The sequence below is a fragment of the Haloferax sulfurifontis genome, from assembly GCF_014635105.1.
Classification (GTDB): domain Archaea; phylum Halobacteriota; class Halobacteria; order Halobacteriales; family Haloferacaceae; genus Haloferax; species Haloferax denitrificans.
In genome coordinates, this window is the sequence record NZ_BMCI01000005.1 from 162,838 (window position 1) to 189,068 (window position 26,231).

Consider the following 26,231-nt stretch of genomic DNA (forward strand, 5'->3'; position numbering starts at 1 on the left):
GGGTGAATCGGGGGTCGTCCCATGCCCTCCACGAACCCGGACGCCGCGATTAAAGCGGTCGACCTCAGGAAGTCCTACGGCTCCGAGGTCGCGCTCGACGGCGTCTCGCTGTCGATTCCGAGCGGAACGGTGTACGGCTTTCTCGGACCGAACGGCGCGGGGAAAACGACGACGATGCGCATCCTGACGGGGCTCTCACGGCCCACCTCGGGTTCGGTCCGAATCTGCGGGCTCGACGTGAGCGACCGCGGAAAGCTCGCGCCGCACGTCGGCTACCTCCCGGAGACGCCGCCGCTGTACGACGAGTTCAGCGCCCGCGAGCAACTCGACTACGTCGCCGACCTCCGGGACATCCCGGCGGAGACCGCCGAGGCGCGCATCGACGACCTGCTCGACCGGTTCGGCCTCGTCGGCGACGCGAACAAGCGCATCGGCACGTACTCGAAGGGGATGAAACAGAAGACCGCGTTCATCCAGAGCGTGCTCCACGAGCCGGACGTGCTGTTTCTCGACGAGCCGACCTCCGGGCTCGACCCCCGCGCGGCGAGACAGATTCGAACGTCCATCGGCGACGTGGCCGCCTCGGGGTCGACCGTCTTCCTCTCGACGCACATCCTCCCCGTGGTCGAGGCCGTCGCCGACGAGGTCGGCGTCCTGTTCGACGGCCGCGTCGTCGCCGAGGGGACGCCCGACGAGGTGAAATCGCGCGCCCAGACGGGCGGCGAGGGCTCGCTCGAAGACGCGTTCCTCGCGGTCACGAGCGACGAGTCGCATCTATCGGGTGTCGCCGACGAATGAATCTCCGACGAGACGTTCGCCACGGCCTGCGAATCGGGCGCGCCGAGTTCGTGCGGAGCGTCCGCGGGTACACCTCCGAGACGCGCCGAATCGTCGGCCTCCTGCTTCTCGCGTTGGTCTTCGGCGGCAACCTCCTGTTTTCGCTCCCGGTCGTCTACGTCGCCGGCCGGCGCGCGCAGTCCGTGACCGAGATTCCACTCTTCGGCCTCGTCGCCACCGCGGTCCCCGTGGTGCTGATCCTCCTCGCGACGTTCCGGACGCTCGAACGCATCGGCCGCGTCGAAAACGAGTCGCTCGTGCTCACGACGGTCCACCCGCGGGCCGTCGTCATCGGACTCATCGCGGCCGAAGTCGGTCGAATCGGCCTCTGGTTCGGACTCCCGTTCGCTGTCGTCGCCGCGACGTTCACGGCCGGGCTCGGCGCGCCGTCGCTGTTGGTGACGGCGGCCGCCGTCGTCGTCCCGCTCGCGTGCTGTACGACCGTCTGGGGCTACGCGGCCGGCGTCGCCGTGCTCCGCGGATTCGAGCGCCTGCCCGGCGTCCGGCGCACGCTCAAGGTCGTCGGCTTCGTCGCGATGGTTGGAGTCGTCCTCGTCTCGCAGTCGTTCGGCCGGTCGCTGGCCGACGGCTCGCTCCCGGTCGACACGCTGGCGGCGACGCTGACGTTCGACCCGCTCGCCGACTACCTCGCGCTCGCGTTCGTCGGGACTCCACTCGCCCGACCGTCCTCGGCGGCCGCCGTCGTCACCTTCGCGGCCATCGTCGCACTCACGCCCGTCGGCCTCGTCGTCGCCACCCGGCAGGCCAGCGCGCTCTGGTTCACCGACCACGCGACCGGGGGCGACCGAGTCTCGGCGGCGAGCGCGAAGGCTGACGGGTCTGCCGGCGGCTTCTCGACGCCGAGGCCGCTGTCGGCGACGAAAGGGGGCCACGTCGCGTGGGGCCTGCTCGTCCGCGGCGTCCGCCACCCCCAGAAGTTCACGCACCTCGTCATGCTGGTGTTCTTCCTCGGCCCGCTCGGCACGACCATCGTCCAGTCCTCGGCCGACGGACTCGGCCCGATACTCGCCGCGAGCGGGGCCGGCCTCGGGACCTACCTCGCGGGCGCGACGTTCGGCCTCAACCCCATCGGCGACGACCGCCCGCAGTTCCCGATACTACTGTTGACCGCGACTGCGCCGCGGGCGCTGGTTCGGGGGCGCGTCCTCGCCGGCGTGATTCTCGGCGTCCCGGTCGCCGCGGCGCTCCCGCTGGCGACGGTCGCCCTCGGTACGCCGCCGCTGTCGGCGGTCACGTTCGCGCTCGTCGGCGTCCTCATGTGCCTCGCCGCGGCGGCCTTCGCGGTCGGCCTCGGCGCGGCCTACCCGATATACGAGGAACGCGAGTTCTGGGGCGCGACGACCGTCGTTCCCTCGACGCTCGTGCTGATGGCGTTCATGTTCGTCGTCGGCCCCGGGACCGTCATCGGACTCGTCGCCACGTGGTTCGGCGTCACCGGACACCTCGCTCCGACGCCGCTTCTCGCCGCCGGACTCGGGCTGTACCTCCTCGTGACCGTCGGCGTCTCCTACGGTTCGTACCGGTACGCGGTTCGACGGTACCGGACGTACACGTTCGACTGACGGGGGCTGGCGTCGTCGGTCGGCGCGGAACGCAATCGCGACGGCGGCGGCCCGCGGGCGTCAGTCCGCTACGCGGAACACGCCGGGGTTCCTGCCCGTCCCGGCGAAGTAGAGTTCCGACCCGCGGACCGACAGGCCGCCGGTGGGTCGGACGTCGAGCGCCTTCGACCACAGTTCATCGCCGGACGCCGCCGAGACGGCGTAGAGTCGGTCGTCGCTCGCCACGAATCGGGTGTCCTCGGCGACGACCGGCGGCCGGGCGAACGTATCGGCATCGAGCGACAGCGTCCACTTCGTCGCGCCGTCGCCGGCGTCGAACGCGGCGAGGCTCCCCCGCGAGGACTGGACGTGAAGCGTGTCGTCCGCGACGGCGGTCTGCGGGCTTCCGTTCTCCGGGAGCGGGACCGACGCCCGCCACTGCGTCGACCCGTCTTCGAGGGCGAGGGCGAACACGTTCCCGCGGTGAGCGCTGTAGTAGAGATGGGCGTCGTCCACCGTGAGCGGGACGGCGCTCTGCGGGAGGTCCTCGCGTCGCCACCGCTCCTCGCCGGTCGCGGCGTCGAGCGCGGCGACGCCGGTCTGCTCGTGGTCGACGCCAATTGGCGTGTAGACGACGCCGTCGCGGGCGGCGAGACCGGGCGAGGCCCTGCCGGCGTCGTAGCTCCATCGCTCCTCGCCAGTCGCCGGGTCGCGCCCGAAGACGGTCGAACCGCCGCCGTCGACGAGCGTTTCCGCGGCGAGCACCGGCGCGTTCGCGGGGGTCCCGTACCCGCCCTCGCTCGTCCGCCAGCACCGCTCGCCGGTCCGGGCGTCGTAGGCCGCGACGAACTCCGCGGTCGAGACGAACATCGCGTCGCCGGCGAGCGTGGGCGTAGTCGACGGTCCACGCGCGGTCGGAGTCCGCGGGAGCGGTCTCGGCGTCGAGGTCGAGCGCGCGATACACGCCGTCCTCGCCGTCCCCGTCGCTGTAGCCGAGCACGCCGCGGGCGTCGGCGACCGCGACTGAGGTGGCGAGCGCCGCGTCGCCGGACGCGATTCGCTCGACGCCCGCGTCCGCCGAGGGGCCGGGGCCGGTCGTGTAACCGGTGTTGGCGAAGTCGCGCTGGTAGGTCGGCCACGCGCCTGTCACGTCGCCGACGGGCGCGTCGCGTCGGTAGTCGCGCTCGACGTCGAGAGTGCTGAACGCGCGGGCGACACAGCCTGAGAGCGACGCGAGGGCGGTCGCGCCGCCGGCCGCGAGGACGGCTCTGCGCGTGTGCATGTTGGAGGGCATACATGTCTGTGTCCCGTCGCTACCGTACTAACAGTTGTCCTCAGCGCGCGAGGGGACGGCGAGCGTCGCAGGGAGAACGGTGCGCGACGGGCGCGACGACTCGCCCTACCGGTGTTCCACGAGCGCGTCGACCGGGTTGTCGAGGGCGAAATCGACGTTGTCGGAGGGGTCGTCGGTCCGCGCTTCGAGGTCCGAGACGACCGACTCGGCGCGGTGGCGGAACGCGCGGAGCGTCTGTCTCCCCTCCTCCGTGAGTTCGAGGTAGCGGCGGGTTCCGCGCTGGGTGACCGCGACGTAGCCCTGATGTTCGAGCGTCGCGGTGACGCGGTTGTCGAGGACGTTGTAGTCCCCGGTGACGGGGTCGTAGTCTTCGACCTCGCCGTCGACGCGGCCGCGCATGAACTCGAGGCCGTAGCGGGCCGCTTCGGTGATGAGCGTCTTCTTCTTCGCGCGTTTGGCGTCGGTGTCGTGGGCCTCGATGAGGGCGAGCGCGGCGACCTGGTCGGGGGAGGGCGAGTCGATTTGGTAGGTCGTCAGGAGCGACGCCCGCTCGAAGCCCTCGGTGACCGGCGCGTCGAGGCCGTGCGGCCGGACCTCGGGGTCGACGACGTACGGTTCGGCGTCGGTGTGTTCGTCCATGCAGGCCATCGTCGCGCCGACGGCCGCGCGCTTGGTGCCGGCGGTGACGTTGACGCGGACGAAGTCGTCGGGGTGCCAGTCGGCGATGGTCGTAATCGCGCCCATCACCTCGTACATGTCGAAGAGGTCGAGGTACTCGACGTCAGGCGGGGTGCCGACCACGTCGGCGATGCGGTCGACGACCGCCTCGTGGTAGGTCGGGCGCTCGACCGCGGGGTCCTCGTGTTCGAGGAGGTAGACCTTGTCCGGCCGGTCGTCCTCGATGGGGCCGACGATGCGGTCGTGTTCGCGCCACAGGGGGACAATGTGAACGCGGAGATGTCGTTTCATCTGTCACTCTCGGCCACGACCCCCCGCGTCGAAAGTCATTCGATTGAGTAATTCACCCGTAGACGACTGATACTGCACCCGTACACCCGAGACTCCGAGAAACACACGCTATTCATGCTACTCACGTAACTAACGGTAGTAACCGAGGAACCGCCAATGTGGGTTACCGACTACGAATAGTTGCCGCCGGCCGCGCTCCAACGGACCGGCGGTTGCGACCCGCCGACGGCGGCGCGACCAGCGGTCCCCGGTCGCGTCCCCGCGGCGGAACCCGCGTCGGCGGACGACCCCCGGAACCTTCGCCCGGTGCGCTCGGGGCGTCGGCCAGTCCGCCGACACGCGCCCTCCAGCCCCCCTCGCTTCGGCCCTCCACCGCCGGCCGACGCCCCGACAGCACCGTCTTTTCTTTCTCCGAACCTCACTCGTCGCCCGACGAGCGCGCCGCTCTCGACCCGCGACAGCCGCGCAGAAAAGAAACCGAGTGTCCGCACTGCGGCTCACTCGGGTCAGTCCGGTTCAGTTCGGCCCGCCCCGGTCCGGCCCGGTTCAGATGTCGAACACGTCGAGACCGGTCCGCTCGTCGAGGTGGTGGGTCAGCGGCGTCTCGCCGAGATGGATGACGACTTCGAACGTCCCGGAGACGCGCGCACCGGAACAGTGGCCGCCGAGCGTCTCGAACTCGCGCGTGCCGACCTGAATGTGCGTGTGAATCTTGTCGGGGCCGATGTTGCCGAGGAAGCTCGTCACCTCGAACTGGCCCGTGAACTCCTCTTCGAGGTACTCCTGGTCGCCCACGTCGTAGTGGCCGAGCGTGACGGAGTCGACCGCGCCGATACCCGTGAGAAAGCCGTGTTCGATGTCGAACTCGTCGCGCACCGTCGCGAGCGAGTCGAGGACCTGTTCGCCGGGGTCCAGCCTGACGACGACCGTGTCGTCTTCTTTGACGTAGTCCATGGTTGTGCCCGAGCGTCCGGTACAGCGGCGGCGGCGTAATATGTTTTGAAAGGCTCAACGTTGCGGGACGAGCGGAGAGAAATCTTGTTTCCCTGACTATTAAGTAGACAGTACTGTATTTTGAGTAATCACAACGGGTCATGTCTTTGAGAGCCAACTGACCTCCACATCGGCGCGAAACCGTCGTCTCAGTCGCTTCGAACGCTCAGTTCGCCAGTTTCGGAGAATAACCCCAGTCACGACGAAATCCGTCTCGAATAAGACGACCACCAGTCATCAGGTTCGTCGCCAAAAACAGGAAAATCACGGGGCAAATGAACCATATCGCGCTCGCAGTCGGTCGTTACTCGAACACCCGCGGGAGGGGAGAGACTGGAGTCACCACGGAAACGTGAACGTCGAGTCGAGACCGGTGTCGACACTCGAAACGGGCGAATCGGTCGAAACAGAACCGAGGGCGGGACTCGAAGCGACCGCAGACGACGACGTGTCCGAAGTCGACCGCCCGTTCGACAAAAGTATAAGAAATAGATTATAGCTCGATATTTTATATGATTGAGATATCCACTCGGTCCGGGCGATGGGCCAGACCGACCGCGGCCGCAGTCACTCAACGCGTCACCGGAGCATCGACCCGCCGTCGACCGTCAGCACCGTGCCCGTCACGTAGCCCGCGCCGTCGCAGAGGAACGCGACCACGTCGGCGACTTCCTCGGGCGTCCCGATGCGTTCGAGCGGGAGGTCGGCGGCGTACTCGGCGAGCGCCTCCTCGGTCCAGAGGTTCGACTCGGTGAGAAGCGGCGTCTCGACGAGCCCCGGCGCGACGCAGTTGACGCGCACCTCGGGGCCGAGCTGTTTCGCCAGCCCCTTCGTGAGCCCGAAGACGCCCGCCTTCGACGAGGAGTAGTGGACGCCGCCGGTGGCGCTCCCGCGGAGGCCGGCGACGCTCGACACGTTGACGATGGCACCCTCGCCGCGCTCGACCATGGCCGGCGCGACGGCGCGGGCGACGACGTACTGCCCCTTGAGGTTCACGTCGAGGACGCGGTCCCACTCGTCCGGGTCGAGGTCCGCGAGAGAGACGGCCCGCGAGATGCCCGCGTTGTTCACGAGCGCCGCCACGTCGGCGACCGATTCGACCGCCGCCACCGCGTCCGCGACCGCGTCGGGGTCGCGAACGTCGACGGCGAACTCGTGGACGCGCTCGTCGTCCCAGTCGGTCTCGCCGGTCTCGATATCGAAGCAAGCGACGTAGTCGTAGTCCGCTCGGAGTCGCTCGACGACCGCCCGCCCGATACCGCTGGACGCGCCGGTCACGACTGCCGCGCGCTGATTGTCCGTCATGTGGTTCGGGAGGGCCCGAACCGTAGTACGTGTTGGGGTGGCGGCGAGCGGTACTGTCGGGGTGCCGACGAGCGGTACTGTCGGAGCCGAGCGCGGTGCGAGCGCCGCGGTCGAGGCGAATAACGCGGTGAGTGGAGTGGTAACTGTTTTCGTGGTCGCGCGTGAGCCGTTCGTATGCAGTTCGCAGTCAACGTTCCGACCAGCGCCGGCGACTCCGTTCACTCCCAGTTGGCGTTCTGCGACGAGATTTCGTGGGACGCGCAGATCGAGTTCGCCGTGGCGGTGGAAGGTCTCGGCTTCGACGGCGTCGCCGTCCCCGACCACGTCATGACCGGTAGCGGCCCGACGACGGAGTGTTTCGTCACGCTGGCCGCCATCGCCCGCGAGACCGAGGACGTGTACCTCTACCCGAAGACGGTGAACAACCACTTCCGAAACCCCGCGCTCCTCGCCAAGCAGGCCGCCACGCTCGACGCCGTGAGCGACGGACGGCTGAAACTCGGCATGGGTGCCGGCTGGAAGGAGAGCGAGGCGCGGGCCTACGGCTACGACTGGCCGGACGCGCCGACCCGCCTCCGGATGCTGGAGGAGTCGATTCGGATACTCAAGCGCCTGTGGACCGAGGAGACGGTCAGCTTCGACGGCGACTACTACACCCTCGACGAGGCGATGTGTCAGCCGCATCCCGTCCGAGACCCGCATCCGCCCATCATGGTCGGCGGCGGCGGCGAGTCGTTCACGCTCCGAATCACCGCCCAGTACGCCGATTCGTGGAACTTCTGGGGGCCGCCGGAGGTGATGCAACACAAACTGGACGTGCTGGAACGCCACTGCGAGGGCTACGGCCGTCCGTTCGAGGAGATAGAGCGCTCGTGGTTCGCGCGGTGTCTGCTCCGCGAGGACGAGGCGGAACTCGACGCCCTGCTCGACGAGCACTTCCCGCGGTTCAAGCCCGAGAACGTCGCCGACAGCGAGTACCCGCTCGTCGGCACGCCGGAGCAGGTCCGCGAGCGACTGGAGACGTTCGACGAGATGGGCTTCGGCGAGGTCGTCGTGGAGTTCGTGGACTTCCCCGAGACCACGAGCGCCGAGCTGTTCGCCGAGCGCGTCGCGCCGGCGTTTCGGTAACCTGCGGGTCGGGAGTCCGCGAATCGACCCGGCGTGGGCCGCGTCCCGCGAGTGCGGCATGGAAACAGCTATCACATCTATTTTCGTACGTCGAAGCGTGACTCACCACAGCGTCTGCCTCACCTTCGACTTCGACGGCGTCTCCTCGTGGATACACTCGTTCGAATCGCCGGACAGCCCGACGAAACTGTCGAGAGGACTCTTCGGCGTCGACGTGGGCGCGCCCCGCGTCCTCGACCTCTTGGACGAGTTCGGCGTCGAGACCACGTGGTTCACGCCGGGCCACACCATCGACAGCTTCCCCGAGGCCGCCGAGGAGGTGTGGAGCCGCGGCCACGACGTCCAGCACCACGGCTGGTCCCACACCCGCCCGCGACAGTACGAGTCGCGAGCGGCGGAGTACGACGACGTGAAACGCGGCGTCGAGAGCATCGTCGACCTCACGGGTCGGCGGCCGACCGGCTACCGTTCGCCCTCGTGGGACTTTTCGACCCACACGCTCGGCATCCTCGACGAACTCGGCTTCGAGTGGGACTCGAGCCAGATGGCGACCGACTTCGAGCCGTACCGCGTCCGCGAGGGGTGGGCCGCGCCCGCCGACGCGCCGTTCGAACGCGGCACCGAGACCGACATCGTCGAGGTGCCCGTCTCGTGGCAACGCGACGACTTCCCGGCGTTCGCCTTCAACCGAAAGCGGGGCTACGCGAACGAGAAAGCGGTGTTCCGCCAGTGGCGCGAGCAGTTCGACTGGATGGTGGACAACGTCGACGGCGGCGTGTTCGTCCTCACGATGCACCCGCAGGTCATCGGGCAGTCCCACCGGCTCGCCCGGCTCGAATCGTTCGTCGAACACGTCGCCGACGCGCCGGGCGTCGCCTTCGAAACCGTGGCCGAAGTCGCCGACCGGTTCGGGTCGGCGTGAGGGCGAGGTAAAGCCGGCGGCGCTTTTTCAGGAGTAGTGGTGACAGCTGACGACACGGTCGAGTCCGTCGGGCGACTCCAGCGTCGGCACCTCGGAGGTACAGACGCTCGGCTCGACGAACGTCTCCGTCAGGAGCGACGCGGCGTCGCGCCACGCGCCGTCGGCCGCGAGCGAGAGCGCGCGCTCCACGGTCGTGCCGGCGTCGCCGGCGGGGAGCCCGTCGGGGAAGTAGGTCGCGCGAGCGTCGTCGGCGACGATATCCGGGGATTCACGCTGGACGGCTCTGACGAACCGGCGCACGCGGTCCCACTCCTCGTCGCCGAGGTCGAGGTCCCCCGGGGCGACGAGGCTCGGACACCGGGTGTGGAACCGACAGCCGGTCGGCGGGTGAATAGGCGACGGAACGTCGCCGGACAGCGGGACAGTCTCGCGGGACACCCGCGGGTCGGGCACCGGAATCGACGAGAGGAGCGCCCGCGTGTAGGGGTGTTTCGGCGACTCGAACAGGTCGTCCTTGTCCGCGAGTTCGACCAGTTCGCCGAGGTACATCACGGCCACGCGGTCGCAGACGTGGCGGATGACGCTCAGGTCGTGGCTGATGAAGAGGTACGTCAGCCCGAACTCGTCCTGAAGTTCCTTCATCGTGTTGAGCACCTGCGCCTGCACCGACGCGTCGAGCGCCGAGGTGGGCTCGTCGCAGACGATGAAGTCGGGGTCGACCGAGAGCGCCCGCGCGAGGTTGACCCGCTGGCGCTGGCCGCCCGAGAACTGGTGGGGGTAGCGGTTGTAGTGGTCGGCGTCGAGGCCGACCGTCTCCAGCAGTTCGCGCGCCCGGGCCTCGCGTTCGCCCTCGTAGAGCCCGTGGGCCTGCATCGGCTCCTCGACGATTTCGCCGACGGTCATCCGCGGGTCGAGCGACGCCTGCGGGTCCTGAAAGACGAACTGCATTCGCTTGCGGCGCTTGCGAAGCTCCTCTTTCGACAGTTCGGCGAGGTTCTCCCCGTCGAAGACGATGTCGCCGGACGTCGGGTCGACCAACCGGAGGAGCGTCCGCGCGAGCGTGGACTTCCCGCACCCGGACTCGCCGACGAGGCCGAGGGTCTCGCCGGGCAGGATGTCGAACGAAACGCCGTCGACCGCGCGGACGTGCTCGCGGTCGACCGAGAAGGGAAGCAGTCCCGCGTCGCGGTCGAACCGGAGGCGGTCGAGGAAGCCGTCGCTCGCGTCGAAGTACTTCCGCAGGTCGCGGACGCTGAGGAGCGGGTCGGCGTCGGGGTCGAACGTTGAACCGGTCCCAGTCTCGGCGGCGTCACCGGTCTCGGCGGAATCCGACTCGGCGGCGGCCGACCCGGAGGCTGATTCGGCGTCGTCGAGCGGGGCGCTCTCCCAGTAGCCCGCCTCGGCGAACGAGTCGTTGCGCAGGCACGCCGCCCGGTGCGGCGCGGCGGCGACTTCGGTGACGGCGGTTCCGTCACCGGCCTGTATCGCCACGTCGCCGTCTCCCTCGCCGCCCTCGTCGACGAGTCGGGCGTCGGGGTGGACGTGCAGACACGCCTCTCGGGCGTGCGGGCACCGCGTGTGGAAGCGACAGCCGCTCGGCGGGTTGATGGCCTCCGGCATGATGCCCTCGATGGGCGACAGGCCGTCCACGTCGCGGTCGGGCCGCGGAATCGACCCGAGAAGCGCCTCGGTGTAGGGGTGTTTCGTGTCGTGAAAGAGGTCGTCGACGGTCGCCTGCTCGACGATTTCGCCGAGGTACATCACGGCGACGCGGTCGCATATCTCGGCGACGACGCCCATGTCGTGGGTGACCCAGACGAACGAGGTGTCGTAGCGGGCCGCGAGGTCCTTCACGAGGTCGAGAATCTGCGCCTCGACGGTCACGTCGAGCGCGGTGGTCGGCTCGTCGGCGACGACGAGGCTCGGTTCGCACGCGAACGCCATCGCGATGAGGACGCGCTGGCGCATCCCGCCGGAGAACTCGTGGGGGTAGTCGTCCATCCGGCGTTCGGCCTCGGGGATGCCGACCTCGCGGAGGCGCTCGACGGCGATGGCCTCGGCCTCGGCCGCCGACACGTCGCGGTTGAGCCCGATAATCTCGCTCAACTGCTCGCCGACGGTGAACACCGGGTTGAGGCTCTCCGTGGGGTCCTGAAATATCATCGCGATTTCGCGGCCCCGGACGCGCTCGCGAATCTCGCGGCTCGACAGCATCTCGGGGTCCTGACGCGGTTCGTCGTCGGGGTCGTCGCCGCGCTCGACGCCGACGAGGAGGTCGTCTTCGAAGCGGACCTCGCCGTTGACGATGACGCCCGGCGAGTCGATGAGGCGCATGATGCTCCGCGCCGCGACGCTCTTTCCGGCGCCGCTTTCGCCGACGATACCGAGCACTTCGCCGCGCTGTACCTCGAACGAGATACCGTCGACGGCCCGAACGGTCCCCGCGTCGGTGCGGAAGTGGGTGTGCAGGTCGCGGACGGTGAGTAGCGTATCAGACATTGGTCGTGGAGTGGTGGGGGGCGTCGGTGCGTGAGATGGGTGCCTCTGCAGAACCGCGAGAGCGAGTTCCGACGCCGTCCCGGGAAGGGAGCGATAGTTCGGCGGGCGAGCGAGCGGCGGAGACCGGGCTACTCCCGGCCCCGCGGCGGACGGTCGGTGAGACGTGTGGTCCGTTCATCGTCAGTCGTTCGACCGCGGGTCGATTGCGTCGCGCAGGCCGTCGCCCAGCAGGTTGAAGCCGATGACCGTCGCGAGAATCGCGAGGCCGGGCCAGATGCTGAACCACGGGTTGACGATCATGTACTGCCGCGAGTGGGCGAGCATCTGCCCCCACGACGGCGTCGGGGGTTGGACCCCGAACCCGAGGAACGACAGCGACGCGACGATGAGGATGTTCACGCCGACCTGCAAGGTCGACTGGACGAGCACCGGCGCGAAGCTGTTCGGGATGATGTGGCGGAAGATGATGTGGCGGTCGCGCACGCCGGCGGCCTTCGCGGCCTCGACGTACTCCATCTCCCGGACGCTCAGCACCTGTGAGCGAATCAGCCGCGTGAACACCGGAATCGTCGTGATGGAGACGCCGACGATGGCGATGCCGAGTTCGCGGCCGAACGCGGACATGATGGCGATGACGAGGATGAGGAACGGAATCGCGTACAGCGATTCGACGAACCGCTGGAGCACGTCGTCCACCCAGCCGCCGTAGTAGCCGGAGACCGCGCCGACGACCGTCCCGATGGTCATCCCGATGCCCGTCGCGATGAGACCCACCTGGACGGCGATGCGCGTTCCGTACACCAGTCTGACGAGCACGTCGCGGCCGCGGTGGTCCGTCCCGAGCGGATGCGCCCACGACCCCGTCCCGAAGCTGTTTTCGATGCCGACCGGCGGAAGCAGGATGGTGCTTCCCGCCGGGTCGTTCTCCGGGTGGTACCAGAACGTCGCCGCGAACTGGTAGTCGAACAGGTCGGCGTCGATAGTCGTCAACAGCGCGACGAGCGTCACGAGCCCGATGACGTAGAGGCCGACGCGCGACGCCGAGTTGCGCTTGAGCTGTCGGAGCACCTGCGAGGAGCGCGAGACGGCGGAGCGCTCGTCGGCGTCCGCGACGCCGCCCGCGCGGGTCGAGTCGCCGACGGCGGCCGTCGAATCACTCACCGGAACCACCCCCGTAGGAGATGCGCGGGTCGATGACCGCGTACAGCACGTCCACGACGAGCACGCCGAGGACGAACACGATGGCGAAGAATATCGTCGTGCCCATGATGAGCTGGTAGTCCTGCGCCCGGACCGCGGTGATGATGAGGTTCCCCATCCCGTTGATGTTGAAGACCGTCTCGGTCAGCACCGCGCCGCCGAGGGCGGTCGTCATCTGGATGCCGATGACGGTGAGCACCGGCAGTTGCGCGTTCTTGAACGCCTGCCGCCGGAGAATCGTCCGCTCTGAGACGCCGTAGGCGCGGGCGAGTTGGACGTAGTCCTTGTTGAGCACTTCGAGCATCGACGACCGCTCGATGCGCGTGATGGCCGCCATCTGGAGCGTCCCCAGCGTGATGGAGGGGAGTATCAGATGCGACGCCGCAGTCACGAGCACGTCCAGTCTCGACGTCGCCCCGTCGACCGACGCGGGGTCGGCCCACGGCATAATGAGCCCACTCGGCGGCAGAAGGTCGCCGTAGTACGCGAACACGATGATGAGCAGCAGGCCAACCCAGAAGCTCGGCGTGCTGACGCCGATGAGCGACGTGACGCGGGCGAGGTGGTCGTAGCCGTTGTTACGGTTCTTGGCGGCGAAGATGCCCAGCGGAATTGCGGTGCCGATTGCGAGGGTGAAACTCGACGCGAGGAGCAAGAGCGTCACCGGGAGCCGCTCGAAGATTTTCTCCGTCACCGCGATCCCACCGTAGTGGATGCTCGTCCCGAAGTCGCCCGTCGCGACCGCCGCGAGGTACCTGACGTACCGGACGTACAGCGGTTGGTCGAGGCCGTACTTCGCGCGGGCGGCCTCGATAGCCGCCGCGTCGGCGGCCGGCCCGACGAGGATTCGAACCGGGTCGCCGGGTATCGAGTTGATGAGGACGAACGTGACCGTAACGACGAACAGCATGACCGGAACGATTTGGAGTAATCGCCGTCCGATGTAACCGGTTGTCGTCATGGGTGGAGTGGATGGGGAGTGAGCATATAACGTTTGGTAACTGTTACCGACTGTGAGCGTTTATCTGTCGACCGAGACGTTGTTGTAGTCGGTGAGGAGCCGCGGGTTCTGCGGCGAGACCGGGTGGACCTGGAAGTCGCTGACGGCGGATTTCACGCCGTAGGAGTTCTTGTAGTTGAACGCCGGGAGGTGGACCTTCTCCTCCAAGAGCGTCGAGATGGCCGACTGGTAGAGCTGTTGGCGCTCGTCGCGGTCGGTGGACTCGCGCGCGCCCTGAATCTGCTCCATGACCTCGTCGTTCCGGTAGTAGACGCCCTGGTTCACGCCCTCCGAGTCCTCGTGGAACAGGTTGTAGATGAAGTCGTCCGGGTCGGGGTAGCGGACCCACCCGAGGACGTAGATGTTGTAGTCCGAGGCGTTGCCGGTGTACGCGCGGCTGAGCATCGCGCCCCAGTCGAGCCGTTCGACGTGGGCCTCGTAGCCGGCCTCCTTGATGCCGTTGGCGATGGAGAGACCGATGTTCTCGCGGTTGTCGTCCGGCGGGACGATGATTTTCGCGTCCCAGTCGGCGGGGACGCCGGCCTCCTCGAACAGCGCCGTCGCCTGCTCGATGTCCTTGTCGTTCGGAATCTCCATCCACTCTTCGAGCGGCATATCCCACTCTTCGACCATCGGGCCCGGAAGCGGGCCGTACTGGCGGAGTCCGGCCGGGTCGATGTAGCGGTCGACCGCGTCGTCCATCGAGAAGCTGTAGTCGATGGCCTCGCGGACGCGCTTGTCGGCGGTCGGCCCCTCGTTGCAGTTGAACGCGACGTAGAAGTAGCCGACGCTCTCGACCTCGGAGATGCTCGTGTCGTCGGTGCTCTCGACGGTCTCCCAGAGTCGGGGCGGAATCGTCTCGATGACGTCCACGTCGCCCGTCCGGAGGTTGGTGACGCGCGTCGTCGACTCCGTGATGGGCGTGAACTCGACGCCCGCGACGTTGGGCAGTTCGTCGCCCCAGTAGTCGTCCCAGCGTTCGAGCGTGACGTAGTTGCTCTCTTCCCACTCGACGAACTTGAACGGCCCCGAACCGATGGGCCGTTGGGTGCTGAACGCCTCTTTGTCCTCCTCGCGGACGGCCTCCGGCACGACCTGATGGGTGAGAACGTGCTGGAACATCGCGTAGGGGTTCGAGAGGTCGAACTGGACCGTCGTCTCGTCGATGGCCTCGACCGAATCGATGACGCTGAAGATGCCCAAGAGGGGCGTCTCCTCTTCTATCGGCGCGCGGAACGAGTAGGCCACGTCCTCGGCGGTGACCGGGTCGCCGTTGTGGAACATCACGTTGTCGACGATTTCGACGATATAACGGGTGTTGTCCCGTTCGATGGTCGGCATGCTCGTCGCGAGGTTCGGGACCACGTCGGTCCCCTCCCCGTAGGTGTACAGCTGGCTGAACACCCGGTTTGCGACGAGCGCGTCGGGGTTCGAAAGCTGCGTTATCGGGTCGAATCGGACGGGGTTCAGCGACTGTCCGATGTTTATCGTCGCGTCGGAGCTACCGGCGGACGTCTCCGTTCCGCCGCTCGTGGTTGTGCCGCCGCCGTCACCCTCGGTCGTCGTTTCGGACCCGGAGTCGGACGTACAGCCGGCGAGCAAGACGGGTATCGACGCACCCGTCGTTTTCAGTATATCTCTACGTGAGACACTCTCTCTCATCATTGACGCCGAATCATTTCGGCATCACCAACATAAGCATTTGCATACGGTGTGTTCGTTTCCCCTTGTCCACTCATACTGCCGGATGGTAAATTATTATATACGACAACTGTGCGTATCTCCGTATGGACTCAACGGAGTCACAGTCACTCCTAGCGGAGATGACGTGGCAGGAAGCCGAAACCGCGTTCGACGAGGCGGACTTCGTCGTGCTCCCCTGCGGGGCAACCGAACAGCACTCGACGCACCTCCCGACCTCGGTCGACTCCATCCGGGCGGAGAACCTGACCGCGGAGCTCGCCGCGGCGGCCCCGGAACACGACCTGAACCTCCTCGTTCTCCCGGTCCTCCCGTACGGCTACTCGGAGCACCACATCAACTACGCGGGGACGATTTCGCTCGGAGCCGACACGTACCAGGAGATAATCATCGACGTGGGGCGGTCGGTCCAGCGCCACGGCGGGACCCGGTTTCTCGTCGCCAACTTCCACGGGGGCAACATCGAGCCGCATAAACTCGCTCTCGACCGACTCCAGCGCGACCACGGACTCGACTCGTACTACGCCCACTGGACCGACTTCGCCCGCGACCAGTTAGAGGCGCGGTTCGGCACCGAGTGGGGCCACGCCGGCGAGTACGAGACGAGCGTCATCGAGCACTACCGGCCCGACCTCGTCCGCGGCGACCGCAAGACGCCGCAGACCAAGAAGAACCGCTACGAGGTCCGCCAGTACGCCCACTTCGACGACCTGACCGTCGAGGGCGGCCTCGGCGACCCGACGCAGTCCGACCCCGAGTTCCTCGAAGAGGTCATCGAGGCGACGACCGACCGCATCCTGACGCATCTCCGGTCGGAACTGGAGTAACGCGAGCCTCGGCGACGGAGTGACAGACAGAAGCGAACGAACCCGCGACCCGAAACCGGAACCGGAACGAGAGCTGATTTTCCCGACGCTCGACGCCTACAGCGTGAGGTGGAACGGCGGTTCCGTCCCCTCCGGGAGCGCCGTCTCGTACTCGCCGGGGACCGACGCCTCGAACTCCTCGCGGGCCGCCGCCACCAACTCGTCGTCCGAAAAGAGGTCGAGCGTCGTCGCCGCGAGGACCTTCGCGGCGTACACCGCGGCCTTCGACCCGAAGCTCCCGTTGGCGGCGACCGCCTGCCACGTGTGCGAGGGCGTCCCCACCGGCCACGACGCCGCCCAGAACTGCGCGGTCGGCGTAATCCAGCTCACGTCGCCGACGTCCGTGGAGCCGTTGAGCACTGTCCCCACGTCGTAGGAGGGTTGGGCGTCGGGATACAGCACCGACGAGCGCGCCGCCTCGCGTCGCTCTTCGGAGAGTTGCGCCGTCCGCGCCTCGATGGTCTCCGCCGACAGCGTCTCCTGAAGCTCCGCCGCGAACTCGCGGTCCTCGTCGGTGTACGGGATGGGACCGGCGAGTCGCATGTTCTCCAACAGTTGGTCAGACAGCGCGTGATTCGCCACGTAGTCGTAACAGCCGGTGTGGAACCGCCGCGACACCGTCGTCTGGGTCATGAGCGCCGCGCCCTCGGCCACGTCGTCGAGCCAGTCGGTGATGCGGTCGACCTCGTCGCGGGTCGGCGCGCGGACGTAGAACCACGCCGTCGCCTCCGCGGGGACGACGTTCGGCGCGCCGCCGCCGTCGGGGATGGTGTAGTGGATACGGGCGTCGTCGGAGACGTGCTCGCGCATGAACTCCGACCCGGTGTTCAGCAGTTCGACGGCGTCGAGCGCGCTCCGCCCGGACTGTGGGCTGTCGGCGGCGTGGGCCGACTCGCCGTGAAAGGTGTACTCGACGGAGTTCATCGCGAGCGTCTGGGCCATGAACGGCGCGCTGAGGTGGCTCGGATGCCACGTGAGCGCGGCGTCGAGGTCGTCGAACGCCCCGTCGCGGGCCATGAACACCTTGCCGACGAGTATCTCCTCGGCGGGACAGCCGAAGAACGTGACCGTCCCCTCGGCCCGCCCGACGTCGATGGCGCGCTTCGCGGCGAGCGCGGCCCCGACGCCGGCGACGCCGAACAGGTTGTGGCCACAGCCGTGGCCCGGCGCGCCAGTCTCGACGGGTTCCCTGTTCGACGACACCGTCTGCGACAGTCCGGGCAGGGCGTCGTACTCGCCGAGGATGCCGACGTGGGGCTCGCCCTCGCCGTAGGTCGCTTTGAACGCCGTCGGCATCCCGCCGATGTCCTCGGTGACGTCGAATCCGGCGTCGCGGAGGACCGACGAGAGCAACTCGGCGGACTCGGTCTCGTGAAGCCCGAGTTCGGGCGTCTCCCAGAGCGACTCGGTGAGTGAGACGAGTTCCGCCTCCAGCGACTCGACCGCCTCGAACGTCTCGTTGTGGTTCATTGAGTCTCGTTCGATTGGACTGGAGAAACGATAATAACACTTCCGGAGCGGTGGACGTTCGGGCTCTAAATACGGTATACGGATTGCGATTCACGAGGAACGAATGGAAGGGGCGGGAGATGCCGAAATCGAGAGCGCGACCTAATCCCGGCGATTCGGGTGTTCTCGAACCGCTTTCTGCCGATTTCGGTCGCCGATTTCGCCGTCTCTGGGGCGGGGATTCGAAAACCGATCCGGCCGCAAAGCATGCGTATCGTTCACAAACGACTCGTTTCGGCGTCAGCGTGGCCCGCATTCGCTATCTAACAACTGGTATTCGGGAGAGGCGAAACGACTATGTGCGATGGTGACGACCCGCAGGTAATGACCGAAACCGCGAACGACCGCTCGCTCAAAACGACGGTCACGACCCTCAGAATCGTCGAATTACTCAGGGAACGCGACGGGGCGGGCGTGACCGAAATCGCCCGCGAACTCGACATCGCGCCGAGCACCGCACACACCCACGTGACGACCCTCGAAGCGCAGGAATACGTGGTTAAAGAGGGCGATACGTATCATCTCGGGCTTCGCTTCCTCGGTCTCGGAAACTTCGTCCGGACGCGGAAACGCAGATTCGGGAAGGCCGAACACTACACCAACGTCCTCTCCGAGGAGTCGGAACGGCGCTCGATTTTCACCGTCGAGGAGCACGGACGGGGCGTGTACGTCCACACCGCACCCGGAAAACACGGCGTCTGGACGCAGTCGACCGTGGGGAAGCGCGTCTACCTCCACTCGACGGCGAGCGGGAAGGCCATTCTCGCCCACATGCCGACAGCGCGGGTCCGCGAAATCATCGACCGGGTCGGCCTCCCCAAGGAGACGGAACAGACGATTCACGACGAGGAGGCGCTGTTCGACGAACTCGCCGAAATCAGAGAGCGCGGCTACGCGCTCAACGTCGAAGAGCAGATTAGCGGGGTCCGCGCGGTCGGGGCTCCCGTCATGGGACCGGACGGCGACGTGTTCGGCGCGCTGAGCGTCGCCGGCCCGTCCAATCGGATGAAAGGCGAGCAGTTCGACCGTCTCACCGAGGTCCTCCTCGGCATCGCCGAGGAACTCGAACTGAGCATCGCGCTCTCCTGAGCGCGCCGCCACGTCGCCGCCGGTCCCGCCTCGTGACACCGCTAATAGTGTAACTCGAAACGAGACGTCGCGTTCGCGACGCGACTCGTCGCGGGTGGGAAAAACGAAGAATGCAACCGGCGTCTGCGACGTTACGCCGGCGAGTAGCGCGGGTACGCGCTGTCGACGGCCTGCGCGTCCTCTTCGAGGAGGGCGACGACGAGGTAGTCGGCGTAGTCGGCGAAGTAGTCCACGAGCCGCGAGATGCGGTTCGAGTCGATGGCTTCGAGGGAGTCGAGGACCATGAACGGCACCGTCTCGTAGACGTCGTGGATGAGGTAGCCCGCGAGCGCGAACACGAGGCCGGTCACCTCGCGCTCGGACTCCGAGAGGTGGGCGACGGAGTCCTCGTAGCTCACGCCGTCTTCGTTGGTCCGGATGACGTGGAGGTCGAAGACGGACTTCGTGACCTTCCTTCGGCCCTCCCGAACCCGCTTTTCCGTGCGCTCGATCCAGATGCGGTCGAGGTTGTCGTATTCGAGCACGTCGAGCACGTCGTCCATGTGCGTGTTGAACTCCTCGACGGCCTCGGATTCGAGGCGCTTGATGCGCGTCCGAAGCTCTTCGAGTTCGTCTTCGATGTCCTCGCGGGCCGCTTCGAGTTCGTCGCGTTCGTCGAGTTTGCGCTCGATGTCGTCGATTTCGTCTTCGACGTCTTCGAGGTCACTGCGGAGGCGTCCGAGGTCGTATTCGAGCTGGTTCGCCTCGCGGTGGAGGTCGAGCAGGTCGCCGTGTTCCTCGCTTTCGAGTTCGTCGACGGTCTGTTCGAGCGAGTCGATTTCGGCTTCGAGGTCCGAGCGCTCGGATTTGAGCTCCTCGATGCGCTCTTGGCGGGTCTCGCGCTCGCTTTCGATTTCGGAGAGGCGGCGCTCGATGCGGTCGCGCTCGCGCTGGCGGCGCTCGTGGGTGGACTTCTCGTCTTCGAGTTCGGAGAGCTGTTCGCGGTGATTGCGATTAGCTTCGAGTTTCTCCTCGCGGAGCGTCCGGAGACGTTCGAGCGTCCCCTCGATTTCCGATTTGTCGACCTCGGAGCCGCACGTCCAGCAGACGACCTGGTCGTCGCCGAGGAGCTGGTCGGTGACGCTCCCGCCGGCGTCGTCGGCGTCGCGGAGCGCGTCCACGACGTCCGAGGAGGTTCCCGAGAGCATCTCCTCGTTGAACTGAATCACGGACTGAAGCTCGTTGACGGTCGACTGAATCTCCTGCCGGCGCGTCCGGAGCCGGCTGATTTCGGACTCGATTTCGTCGATTTTGCCGCCGGCGACCTCCGGGAGGTCCTCGGCGTCGTCCGCTAGTTCGTCTTCCTCGGATTCGAGCGCGTCGAGGCTCTGTTTCTCCGTCTCGATGCGGCGGTCGACGTCGTTGATGTCGCGGCGCTTGCTCCGGAGGTCGCCGAGCTTCGATTCGAGTTCGCTCTCGACTTCCTGACGCTCGCTGACGCTGGCGTCGTACTCCTCGACCTCCTGTTCTTTCTCGGCGAGTTCGTCTTCTTTCTCCTCGATTTGGCCTTCGAGCTTCGTCCGCCGGCGTTCGAGTTGCGGCAGGCGGTCGGAGAGGTTGCTGAGCGTCGAGAGCTCGTCGGCGATGTCGCGTTTCTCCTGCTGGAGCGACTCGATCTGCTCGTTGATGGACTCGACGTCGACCGGACGCATGATGAGGTCGCGGAGGTCGTCGCCGCGGGCGACCGCCTGTCGGGCGTCGTTCGTCTCGAGCAGGAACGAAAAGAGGTCCGCGAGGTCCGGGTCGTCGAGGACGGGCTCTCCGCCGGAGATGACGGCGTCACCCTGCCGCTCGAACGTCCGGGTGTACGTCTCGTCGCCGATGGTGAGTTCCACCGACCCCTCGTCGGCGTCGCCCTTGAGCGCGACGTCGTCGCTTCCGTGGGCGGCCATGATGGACCGCAAGAGCGACGTTCGGTTCGTGGCGTTCCGACCCGCCAACACCGTCACGCCCGGCTCGAACGACGTTGACAGGTTGTCGATGCCACCGATATTCTCGACCGAAAGGTGGACTTTCGATTTTGACACTTGTTCTGAGCTCATACCTTGACCCAATAGGTACACCAATATAAAATCACCCGTTGAATTAGAGAGAATGTGACAGAACTAAGTATGTAATCGTCTAGTTCGATGCGCTCTCGTCGCAGTCGCACCCGCCGCGCTGGAGCAGTTCGATGACCTCGTACTGCGTCCCGCAGTCGCGGCAGTACACCTGCGTGTCCACGAGGACGTCGAAGTCGCCGAGCCGGAGTTTGCTCGTGTTGCGGAGCGAGCTCAGGCTCTGTTCGATGACCGCGACCAGTCGGCCGCGGAGTCGCTGGATGGACTCGATGACGTTGTCGATTCTGTTTCCGGACGAGGAGTCCTTCGAGACGCCGCGAATCTCCGTCAGATAGGTGTAGACCGCCTGATGAGAGACGAAATCCGAGAGCAGTTGGTCGACGTCGACGCCGCGGGACTGGAGCGTGTTCTTCGCCTGCACGCGCATCCCCTCCGTGGTCTCGTCGCCGGTGAGAAGCGTGTACAGGTTCTCGACCTCGCCTTCGAGGACGTCTTCGCCCGCCTCCCGGAGCGCGGCGTCGAGCACCTTCTCGTTCATCAGGTCCGCGAGGTCCCGGAGGCTGTCGCTGTCCTCGGGAGCCGTCCACCGCTCGGCGAGTCGCTCGCCGAAGCCGTCTAAATCGTACGTTTCGATAACCCGTTCGACCTTGCTTAGGCGACGGTTCGTGCTTTGGTCGGTACCCATTACCCGCTTTTCACACGGTGGCGTGAAATATCTTCAGGTTCGGAGCCCGGGTCGACGGCCCGAGCGCCCGGGAGTCATCCGACGATGCCGGATGGTGAGGTGGACACGGAGAGGCCTCGAACGAGAACCGAGCGGGCGCTGACGGGCGACTCCGAAGCGAGCAGACAGTCACAACTCACCGCGAAGCAGTCGAAAAAATAGAGCATCAATGGGACGTTGTGCTCAATCGGTAGCGCGCCACGTGTTCATGAGTACTCGTTGGCAGGCGTACTCGTGGAGGCTACCGCGCGTACAGTTTGACTGACGTACTGATGGCTATCGTGCTGGTCGCACGGGATGCTGATTGCGCATGGGTCAGATTGCTCCGACCATGTGCTACTGTGCGGCACACCAATATCGATGTTTCGACTGTGACCATTATTGCCGAATAGGCGAGAGTTGGGGTTCAACGCCGCGAGCCCGCCACTGAGTCTCTGAAACGACTCGTGCGTGTCGCGGAGTCGACGACAGACCACCAAGTGCGCTGGTGCGAGGTGATGTAGGCGTCTCCGAGCCGCTCCGACATCGCATCACCGCGGCAGTCGCGCGCGCCGCGACGCTTACACGGCGCTTTCAGTCCGTCCGGCTACCGGAGTCCTACACAATCGATATCCGGCAATTCCGGACAGCGAGTGAGTGGCTGTGGCCGAGAGCGCGGTCCAGAGATGAGCGATTGAAAGCACCGGTTCGGGGCGCTTCGGACGGCTCTCGAAGACGTCGCGGCGAACGCTAGTGTTTGAGGTAGCCGCCGTCGACGGCGATTGACTCGCCGGTTATCCAGTCGCCCTCCTCGGAGAGGAGCAGGACCGCAACGTGACCGACTTCCTCGGGTTGGCCGATTCGGTCGAGGATGTGCGCGTCGAGCGTCTCCGCGAGGATTTCGTCCGGGGACTTGCCGGACTGCTCGGCGTGTTCGTCGAGCCATTCCTCGACCATCGGCGTCTCGACGGTGCCCGGTTTGAGCGCGTTGACGGTGATGCCGTGGTCGCTCAGTTCCTTCGCCAGCACGGTCGTGAAGGCGAGGACGGCCGCCTTGGACGCGCCGTACGCGCCCTGTCCGGCGAACGGTCGCTCCGCGCCGACCGACGAGATGTTGACGATGCTCCCCTCGATTTCGCCGTCGACCATCCGGGCGGCGACGGCCTTGGAGACGAGGAACGTCCCCTTGGCGTTCACCTCGAAGTGGAGGTCCCAGTCGTCTTCGGTCGTTTCGAGGAGCGGGATTGCCTGCTGGACGCCCGCGTTGTTCACGAGGCCGTGGATAGGTCCGAGCGCCTCGATTGCGGCGTCGACGGCGGTTTCAATGCCCGCGGCGTCGGTCACGTCGACCTCGTACACCTCGGCTTCGCCGCCCTCCTCGCGGACGAGTTCGGCCGTCTCGGCGGCCACTTCGGGTTTCGTGTCGAAAATCGATACGTCGGCACCGGCGCGGGCGCACCGGACCGCGATGCCGCGGCCGATGCCGCGCGCGCCGCCGGTGACGACGATATGCCTGTCTCTCAGTCGGGTATCTGTGTGCGTGCTCATAGTCGGTAGTACCGCGATATCCTATAAATAATTGCGTTGTACTGCGGCCGGTTACTCGTCGCGCTCGGCGACGACGGGGTTGGTGAGCGTGCCGATACTCTCGATCTCCACGTCGACGCTGTCACCCGGTTCGAGCAGTTCCGGCGGGTCGCGGAAGATGCCGACGCCGCCGGGCGTGCCGGTGGAGATGACGTCGCCCGGTCGGAGCGTCGTGATGCCGCTGATGTACTCGACGACCTCGTCGACGCCGAAGATGAACTCGGCGGTGTTGGACTCCTGTTTCGTCTCGCCGTTGACGCGGCAGGCGACGTCGAGGTCGTGCGGGTCGAGGTCGTCCTCGGGGACGAACGTCGGCCCCATCGGGGCGAACGTGTCGTAGCTCTTGCCGCGGAAGAACTGCCCGTCGTCGAACTGCGCGTCGCGGCCGCTCACGTCGTTGATGGCGGTGTAGCCCGCGACGTAGTCGAAGGCGTCCTCGGCGTCCACGTTCTTTGCCGTCTGCCCGATGACGACGCCGAGTTCGACCTCGTAGTCGACCTCGTCGATGGCCGCCGGGTGGACGATGGGGTCGCCGGGGTTCGTGACGGACGTGCCGGCCTTGCCGAACAGGAGCGGGCGCTCGGGGACTTCCTCGTCCTGCTCTTCGGCGTGGTCGTGATAGTTGAGCCCGACGCAGACGATTTTGCCGGGGCGCGGGACGGGCGCGAGGAGCTTCACGTCCTCGACGGGGACCGACTGGTCCTCGGCGGCGTCCGCGGCGTCCTCGACCACGGTGAGGAAGCCGAGGCTGTTGAGGTTCTGGACGGTGACGTCCTCGCGGAGGCCGGAAAGCGGGACGACGTCGTCGTCGCGGCGGACGCCCCACTCGGGGGCACCGCCCGCGGTGTATCGAACGAGTTGCATCGTTACACTCTGCCACAGCGTGATACGTAACTGTTGCGCTCTACGCAGGATTGCGACGACGGGGATGAGTCCGCGGCCCGTCGACTACGAGTACGTCAGGTTCACCTCGATGACGTTCGCGCTCTTGAGAATCTGGTTCGGCAGTTCCTCGGTGAAGCGCTCCTCGCGCATCCGGCTTTTCGGTCCCGAGACGCTCACGGCGGCGATGGCGTAGTCGTCCTCGTTGAGTATCGGCGCGGCCACACAGCGCATGCCCTTGACGCGCTCTTCGTCGTCGTACGAGTAGCCGCGCTCGCGGACCTGCTCCAACACGTCGAACAGCTCCTCGCGGTCCGTGATAGAGCGGTCGGTTACCGACTCCAAACCGTGGCGGTCGAGGATTCGCTCGACTTCCTCCCGCGGCCGGTTCGCCATGATGGACTTCCCGAGCGCCGTCGTCTGCAACGGGACGCGCATCCCGGCGTGGGTGTCCAGGCGGACGGCGTCGGGGCCCCGCGAACGGTACAGAAAGACGCCGACGCCGTGTTCCTCTATCATCAGGTTCGCGTGCTCCCCGGTCACCTGCGCGAGTTCGTTTATCTCGGGGCGAGCGATGTTGAACACCTTCTGTCGCGACCGCGCGTGAGCGCCCAACTGGAGGAACCGCGTGCTGACGTAGTAGGTGTCGCCCTCCTTAACGAGGTACTCCTGTTGCTCCAGCGTCCGCAGGTGGTCGTGAATCGTGCTGGTCGGCTTGTCCAGCCGCTTGGCTACCTCCGAGACGCCCGCCCCGTCGAGTTCCCGCAGGAGGTCGACGAGTTCGAGCGAGATTTTGACCGCGTTGACCGGAACGTCCTTCGCCATAGTTGGTTATGAATCCTCATCCCTCAAATGTCTTTCCGCTATCGCCGGAAATGTTCCGTGGGTCGTGCGTCGAGTCGGAACCCACCACGTGTGGGAGAATCTGGACGGTTCGGTCCCCACGAGGGCTCGAATAGACGAATGACAGAAACGGCGAAACCAAGACGGAAACGAAAACGAGAGCGCGAGTGCGAGCGCGAACCGAGCGCGGCGCGCTCGACTCGCGGGACGCCTCAGTTGAACTGCGGGATGACTTCGTCCGCGAACAGTTCCATCCCGTCGGTATCGGGGAAGTCGATGAACCAGCCTTGGAACTTCGTCACGCCCGCGTCGATTCGGCGCTCGATGGCCTCCGCGCACTCCTCGGGCGTCCCCATGATGAAGTACTCCCGGGCGTCTTCCTCGGTCACGATGGGCGCTTGGTCCTGATACTCCTCTTCGAACTGGATGGGCGTCATCAGGTCGAGCAGGCGGTCGAACTTCTCCTCGTCGCGCGTGCAGATGACGTGGCCGTCCCACGAGTACTCGATTTCGTCGGGGTCGCGGCCGACGGTCTCGCAGTGGTCTTCGATGACGCCGATTTTGTGTTCGAGCGTCTCCACGTCGCCGTTGAACACGTCGGTGTTCCACACGTCGGCGTGCTTGGCGACGAGTTTGAGCGTGACCTCCTCGCCCTGCCCGCCGACGAGGATGGGCGGGTGGGGGTCCTGTACGGGCCCGGGGACGCAGTAAGCGTCCTCTATCTGGTAGTGCTTCCCGTCGAAGCTCGCGCCGTCGGTCCCGGCGGCCCACATGCGCTTCATGAGGCGGATGGACTCGTCGAGCCGCATCAGGCGCTCGAAGCCGTCGCGGTACTCCCAGCCGTAGGCGTCGTACTCCGGTTCGTGCCAGCCCGCGCCGAGGCCGAGTTCGAGTCGGCCGTCGGAGATCACGTCGAGCGTGGCCGCCATCTTGGCGACGAGCGCCGGGTTGCGGTAGTCGTTACAGAGGACGAGCGAGCCGAGGTTGATGTCCTCGGTGAAGCCGGCGATGGCCGACAGCAGCGTCCAGCACTCGTACTCGGCGTGGTCGCGACCCAACAGCAGGTGGTCGGGTGCCCACACCGCGTCGAAACCGAGTTCTTCCGCCTTCTGGACGCCCATCTTGGTCGCCTCCCAGTCGAGCGACTCGTACGCCGGGGTGTCGCGGTGCGTCGGCTCGGTCCCCTCGTCGGGCGCGCCGGCGAAGACGGGGACGTTGTACTCGAAGCTGATGTCAGACATCG

General features: G+C 66.5%; 21 protein-coding genes. 6 read left to right on the forward strand and 15 right to left on the reverse strand.

Translation table 11 applies throughout. The annotated features are described in order from the left end of the window. Positions 1-21 precede the first annotated feature (21 nt). Both IEV64_RS14340 and IEV64_RS14345 read left to right on the forward strand, forming a co-directional pair. The gene (locus tag IEV64_RS14340; RefSeq protein ID WP_007274274.1) at positions 22-798 is read left to right on the forward strand and encodes an ABC transporter ATP-binding protein; all 777 of its coding nucleotides are present in this window, start codon (positions 22-24) and stop codon (positions 796-798) included. Then, positions 795-2,420, forward strand: a complete 1,626-nt coding sequence (locus IEV64_RS14345) for a hypothetical protein (RefSeq protein ID WP_188424199.1) — start codon at positions 795-797, stop codon at positions 2,418-2,420. Before IEV64_RS14340 ends, IEV64_RS14345 begins: the two co-directional genes overlap by 4 nt. A gap of 60 nt (positions 2,421-2,480) precedes the next feature. On the opposite strand, the gene IEV64_RS14350 is transcribed toward IEV64_RS14345, so the two are convergent. The 4 genes from IEV64_RS14350 to IEV64_RS14365 all read right to left on the reverse strand — a co-directional run bounded on the left by IEV64_RS14350 (position 2,481) and on the right by IEV64_RS14365 (position 6,960). Continuing rightward, entirely contained in the window at positions 2,481-3,359 is an 879-nt protein-coding gene (locus IEV64_RS14350) for an outer membrane protein assembly factor BamB family protein (RefSeq protein WP_342765494.1), read from the reverse strand. A gap of 439 nt (positions 3,360-3,798) precedes the next feature. Further along, positions 3,799-4,662 carry an HFX_2341 family transcriptional regulator domain-containing protein gene (locus tag IEV64_RS14355; protein WP_007274271.1) on the reverse strand — a complete coding sequence of 288 codons (864 nt, stop codon included), beginning with the start codon at positions 4,660-4,662 and terminating at the stop codon, positions 3,799-3,801. 546 nt (positions 4,663-5,208) lie between these two features. Next, positions 5,209-5,616 (reverse strand): PPC domain-containing DNA-binding protein, encoded by a 408-nt coding sequence (locus IEV64_RS14360; RefSeq protein ID WP_007274270.1) that lies wholly within the window; start codon positions 5,614-5,616, stop codon positions 5,209-5,211. 618 nt (positions 5,617-6,234) lie between these two features. Next, entirely contained in the window at positions 6,235-6,960 is a 726-nt protein-coding gene (locus IEV64_RS14365) for an SDR family NAD(P)-dependent oxidoreductase (protein ID WP_004971995.1), read from the reverse strand. 174 nt (positions 6,961-7,134) lie between these two features. Here IEV64_RS14365 and IEV64_RS14370 point away from each other — a divergent pair, with 174 nt between their 5' ends. Together IEV64_RS14370 and IEV64_RS14375 are read left to right on the forward strand one after the other, a co-directional pair. Continuing rightward, entirely contained in the window at positions 7,135-8,088 is a 954-nt protein-coding gene (locus tag IEV64_RS14370; protein ID WP_188424200.1) for a TIGR03560 family F420-dependent LLM class oxidoreductase, read from the forward strand. A gap of 97 nt (positions 8,089-8,185) precedes the next feature. Then, positions 8,186-9,010, forward strand: a complete 825-nt coding sequence (locus IEV64_RS14375; RefSeq protein WP_007274267.1) for a polysaccharide deacetylase family protein — start codon at positions 8,186-8,188, stop codon at positions 9,008-9,010. A 27-nt stretch (positions 9,011-9,037) separates the two neighbouring features. Here the strand turns inward: IEV64_RS14375 and IEV64_RS20025 are convergent, their stop codons facing one another. From IEV64_RS20025 to IEV64_RS14395, 4 genes are all read right to left on the reverse strand, one after another. Next, on the reverse strand, positions 9,038-11,509 hold the full coding sequence (locus IEV64_RS20025) for a dipeptide ABC transporter ATP-binding protein (protein WP_188424201.1): 2,472 nt from the start codon (positions 11,507-11,509) through the stop codon (positions 9,038-9,040). Positions 11,510-11,689: 180 nt separating this feature from the next. Continuing rightward, positions 11,690-12,670 carry an ABC transporter permease gene (locus IEV64_RS14385; protein WP_007274265.1) on the reverse strand — a complete coding sequence of 327 codons (981 nt, stop codon included), beginning with the start codon at positions 12,668-12,670 and terminating at the stop codon, positions 11,690-11,692. Then, positions 12,663-13,670 (reverse strand): ABC transporter permease, encoded by a 1,008-nt coding sequence (locus IEV64_RS14390; RefSeq protein WP_188424202.1) that lies wholly within the window; start codon positions 13,668-13,670, stop codon positions 12,663-12,665. Before IEV64_RS14390 ends, IEV64_RS14385 begins: the two co-directional genes overlap by 8 nt. A 60-nt stretch (positions 13,671-13,730) precedes the next feature. Then, on the reverse strand, positions 13,731-15,311 hold the full coding sequence (locus tag IEV64_RS14395; protein ID WP_188424334.1) for an ABC transporter substrate-binding protein: 1,581 nt from the start codon (positions 15,309-15,311) through the stop codon (positions 13,731-13,733). A gap of 221 nt (positions 15,312-15,532) precedes the next feature. Here IEV64_RS14395 and IEV64_RS14400 point away from each other — a divergent pair, with 221 nt between their 5' ends. Next, positions 15,533-16,237, forward strand: a complete 705-nt coding sequence (locus IEV64_RS14400; protein ID WP_007274263.1) for a creatininase family protein — start codon at positions 15,533-15,535, stop codon at positions 16,235-16,237. A gap of 96 nt (positions 16,238-16,333) precedes the next feature. On the opposite strand, the gene IEV64_RS14405 is transcribed toward IEV64_RS14400, so the two are convergent. Then, entirely contained in the window at positions 16,334-17,746 is a 1,413-nt protein-coding gene (locus IEV64_RS14405) for an amidohydrolase (RefSeq protein WP_188424203.1), read from the reverse strand. A 363-nt stretch (positions 17,747-18,109) separates the two neighbouring features. On the opposite strand from IEV64_RS14405, the gene IEV64_RS14410 reads away from it, so the two are divergent. Further along, positions 18,110-18,874: an IclR family transcriptional regulator gene (locus IEV64_RS14410; protein ID WP_007274261.1), complete on the forward strand. Its 765-nt coding sequence runs from the start codon at positions 18,110-18,112 to the stop codon at positions 18,872-18,874. 131 nt (positions 18,875-19,005) lie between these two features. Here IEV64_RS14410 and IEV64_RS14415 read toward each other — a convergent pair whose 3' ends face one another. The 6 genes from IEV64_RS14415 to IEV64_RS14440 all read right to left on the reverse strand — a co-directional run bounded on the left by IEV64_RS14415 (position 19,006) and on the right by IEV64_RS14440 (position 26,229). Further along, a complete protein-coding gene (locus IEV64_RS14415) occupies positions 19,006-20,955 on the reverse strand; it encodes an archaea-specific SMC-related protein (protein WP_188424204.1) in 1,950 nt (649 codons plus the stop codon). Between the two features lie 79 nt (positions 20,956-21,034). Beyond that, positions 21,035-21,658: a rod-determining factor RdfA gene (rdfA, locus tag IEV64_RS14420; RefSeq protein WP_004968569.1), complete on the reverse strand. Its 624-nt coding sequence runs from the start codon at positions 21,656-21,658 to the stop codon at positions 21,035-21,037. A gap of 768 nt (positions 21,659-22,426) precedes the next feature. After that, on the reverse strand, positions 22,427-23,224 hold the full coding sequence (gene rhcB, locus IEV64_RS14425; protein WP_188424205.1) for an L-rhamnose 1-dehydrogenase: 798 nt from the start codon (positions 23,222-23,224) through the stop codon (positions 22,427-22,429). A gap of 51 nt (positions 23,225-23,275) precedes the next feature. Then, entirely contained in the window at positions 23,276-24,127 is an 852-nt protein-coding gene (rhcF, locus tag IEV64_RS14430; protein ID WP_188424206.1) for a 2,4-diketo-3-deoxy-L-rhamnonate hydrolase, read from the reverse strand. Positions 24,128-24,211: 84 nt separating this feature from the next. Continuing rightward, the gene (locus IEV64_RS14435; RefSeq protein ID WP_188424207.1) at positions 24,212-24,970 is read right to left on the reverse strand and encodes an IclR family transcriptional regulator; all 759 of its coding nucleotides are present in this window, start codon (positions 24,968-24,970) and stop codon (positions 24,212-24,214) included. Positions 24,971-25,200: 230 nt separating this feature from the next. After that, positions 25,201-26,229, reverse strand: coding sequence for a TIGR03560 family F420-dependent LLM class oxidoreductase (locus IEV64_RS14440; protein ID WP_007274256.1), 1,029 nt, complete (start codon positions 26,227-26,229; stop codon positions 25,201-25,203). Between the last annotated feature and the right edge of the window lie 2 nt (positions 26,230-26,231).

What these genes read in the sequence shown, in the direction of transcription:
- IEV64_RS14355 (WP_007274271.1), bottom strand. Translation starts at nt 4,662, where the DNA reads ATGAAACGACATCTCCGCGTTCACATTGTCCCCCTGTGGCGCGAACAC.
- rdfA (WP_004968569.1), bottom strand. Translation starts at nt 21,658, where the DNA reads ATGGGTACCGACCAAAGCACGAACCGTCGCCTAAGCAAGGTCGAACGG.
- IEV64_RS14390 (WP_188424202.1), bottom strand. Translation starts at nt 13,670, where the DNA reads ATGACGACAACCGGTTACATCGGACGGCGATTACTCCAAATCGTTCCG.
- rhcB (WP_188424205.1), bottom strand. Translation starts at nt 23,224, where the DNA reads ATGAGCACGCACACAGATACCCGACTGAGAGACAGGCATATCGTCGTC.
- IEV64_RS14440 (WP_007274256.1), bottom strand. Translation starts at nt 26,229, where the DNA reads ATGTCTGACATCAGCTTCGAGTACAACGTCCCCGTCTTCGCCGGCGCG.
- IEV64_RS14370 (WP_188424200.1), top strand. Translation starts at nt 7,135, where the DNA reads ATGCAGTTCGCAGTCAACGTTCCGACCAGCGCCGGCGACTCCGTTCAC.
- IEV64_RS14345 (WP_188424199.1), top strand. Translation starts at nt 795, where the DNA reads ATGAATCTCCGACGAGACGTTCGCCACGGCCTGCGAATCGGGCGCGCC.
- IEV64_RS14365 (WP_004971995.1), bottom strand. Translation starts at nt 6,960, where the DNA reads ATGACGGACAATCAGCGCGCGGCAGTCGTGACCGGCGCGTCCAGCGGT.
- IEV64_RS14405 (WP_188424203.1), bottom strand. Translation starts at nt 17,746, where the DNA reads ATGAACCACAACGAGACGTTCGAGGCGGTCGAGTCGCTGGAGGCGGAA.
- rhcF (WP_188424206.1), bottom strand. Translation starts at nt 24,127, where the DNA reads ATGCAACTCGTTCGATACACCGCGGGCGGTGCCCCCGAGTGGGGCGTC.
- IEV64_RS14340 (WP_007274274.1), top strand. Translation starts at nt 22, where the DNA reads ATGCCCTCCACGAACCCGGACGCCGCGATTAAAGCGGTCGACCTCAGG.
- IEV64_RS20025 (WP_188424201.1), bottom strand. Translation starts at nt 11,509, where the DNA reads ATGTCTGATACGCTACTCACCGTCCGCGACCTGCACACCCACTTCCGC.
- IEV64_RS14410 (WP_007274261.1), top strand. Translation starts at nt 18,110, where the DNA reads ATGACCGAAACCGCGAACGACCGCTCGCTCAAAACGACGGTCACGACC.
- IEV64_RS14360 (WP_007274270.1), bottom strand. Translation starts at nt 5,616, where the DNA reads ATGGACTACGTCAAAGAAGACGACACGGTCGTCGTCAGGCTGGACCCC.
- IEV64_RS14435 (WP_188424207.1), bottom strand. Translation starts at nt 24,970, where the DNA reads ATGGCGAAGGACGTTCCGGTCAACGCGGTCAAAATCTCGCTCGAACTC.
- IEV64_RS14400 (WP_007274263.1), top strand. Translation starts at nt 15,533, where the DNA reads ATGACGTGGCAGGAAGCCGAAACCGCGTTCGACGAGGCGGACTTCGTC.
- IEV64_RS14415 (WP_188424204.1), bottom strand. Translation starts at nt 20,955, where the DNA reads ATGAGCTCAGAACAAGTGTCAAAATCGAAAGTCCACCTTTCGGTCGAG.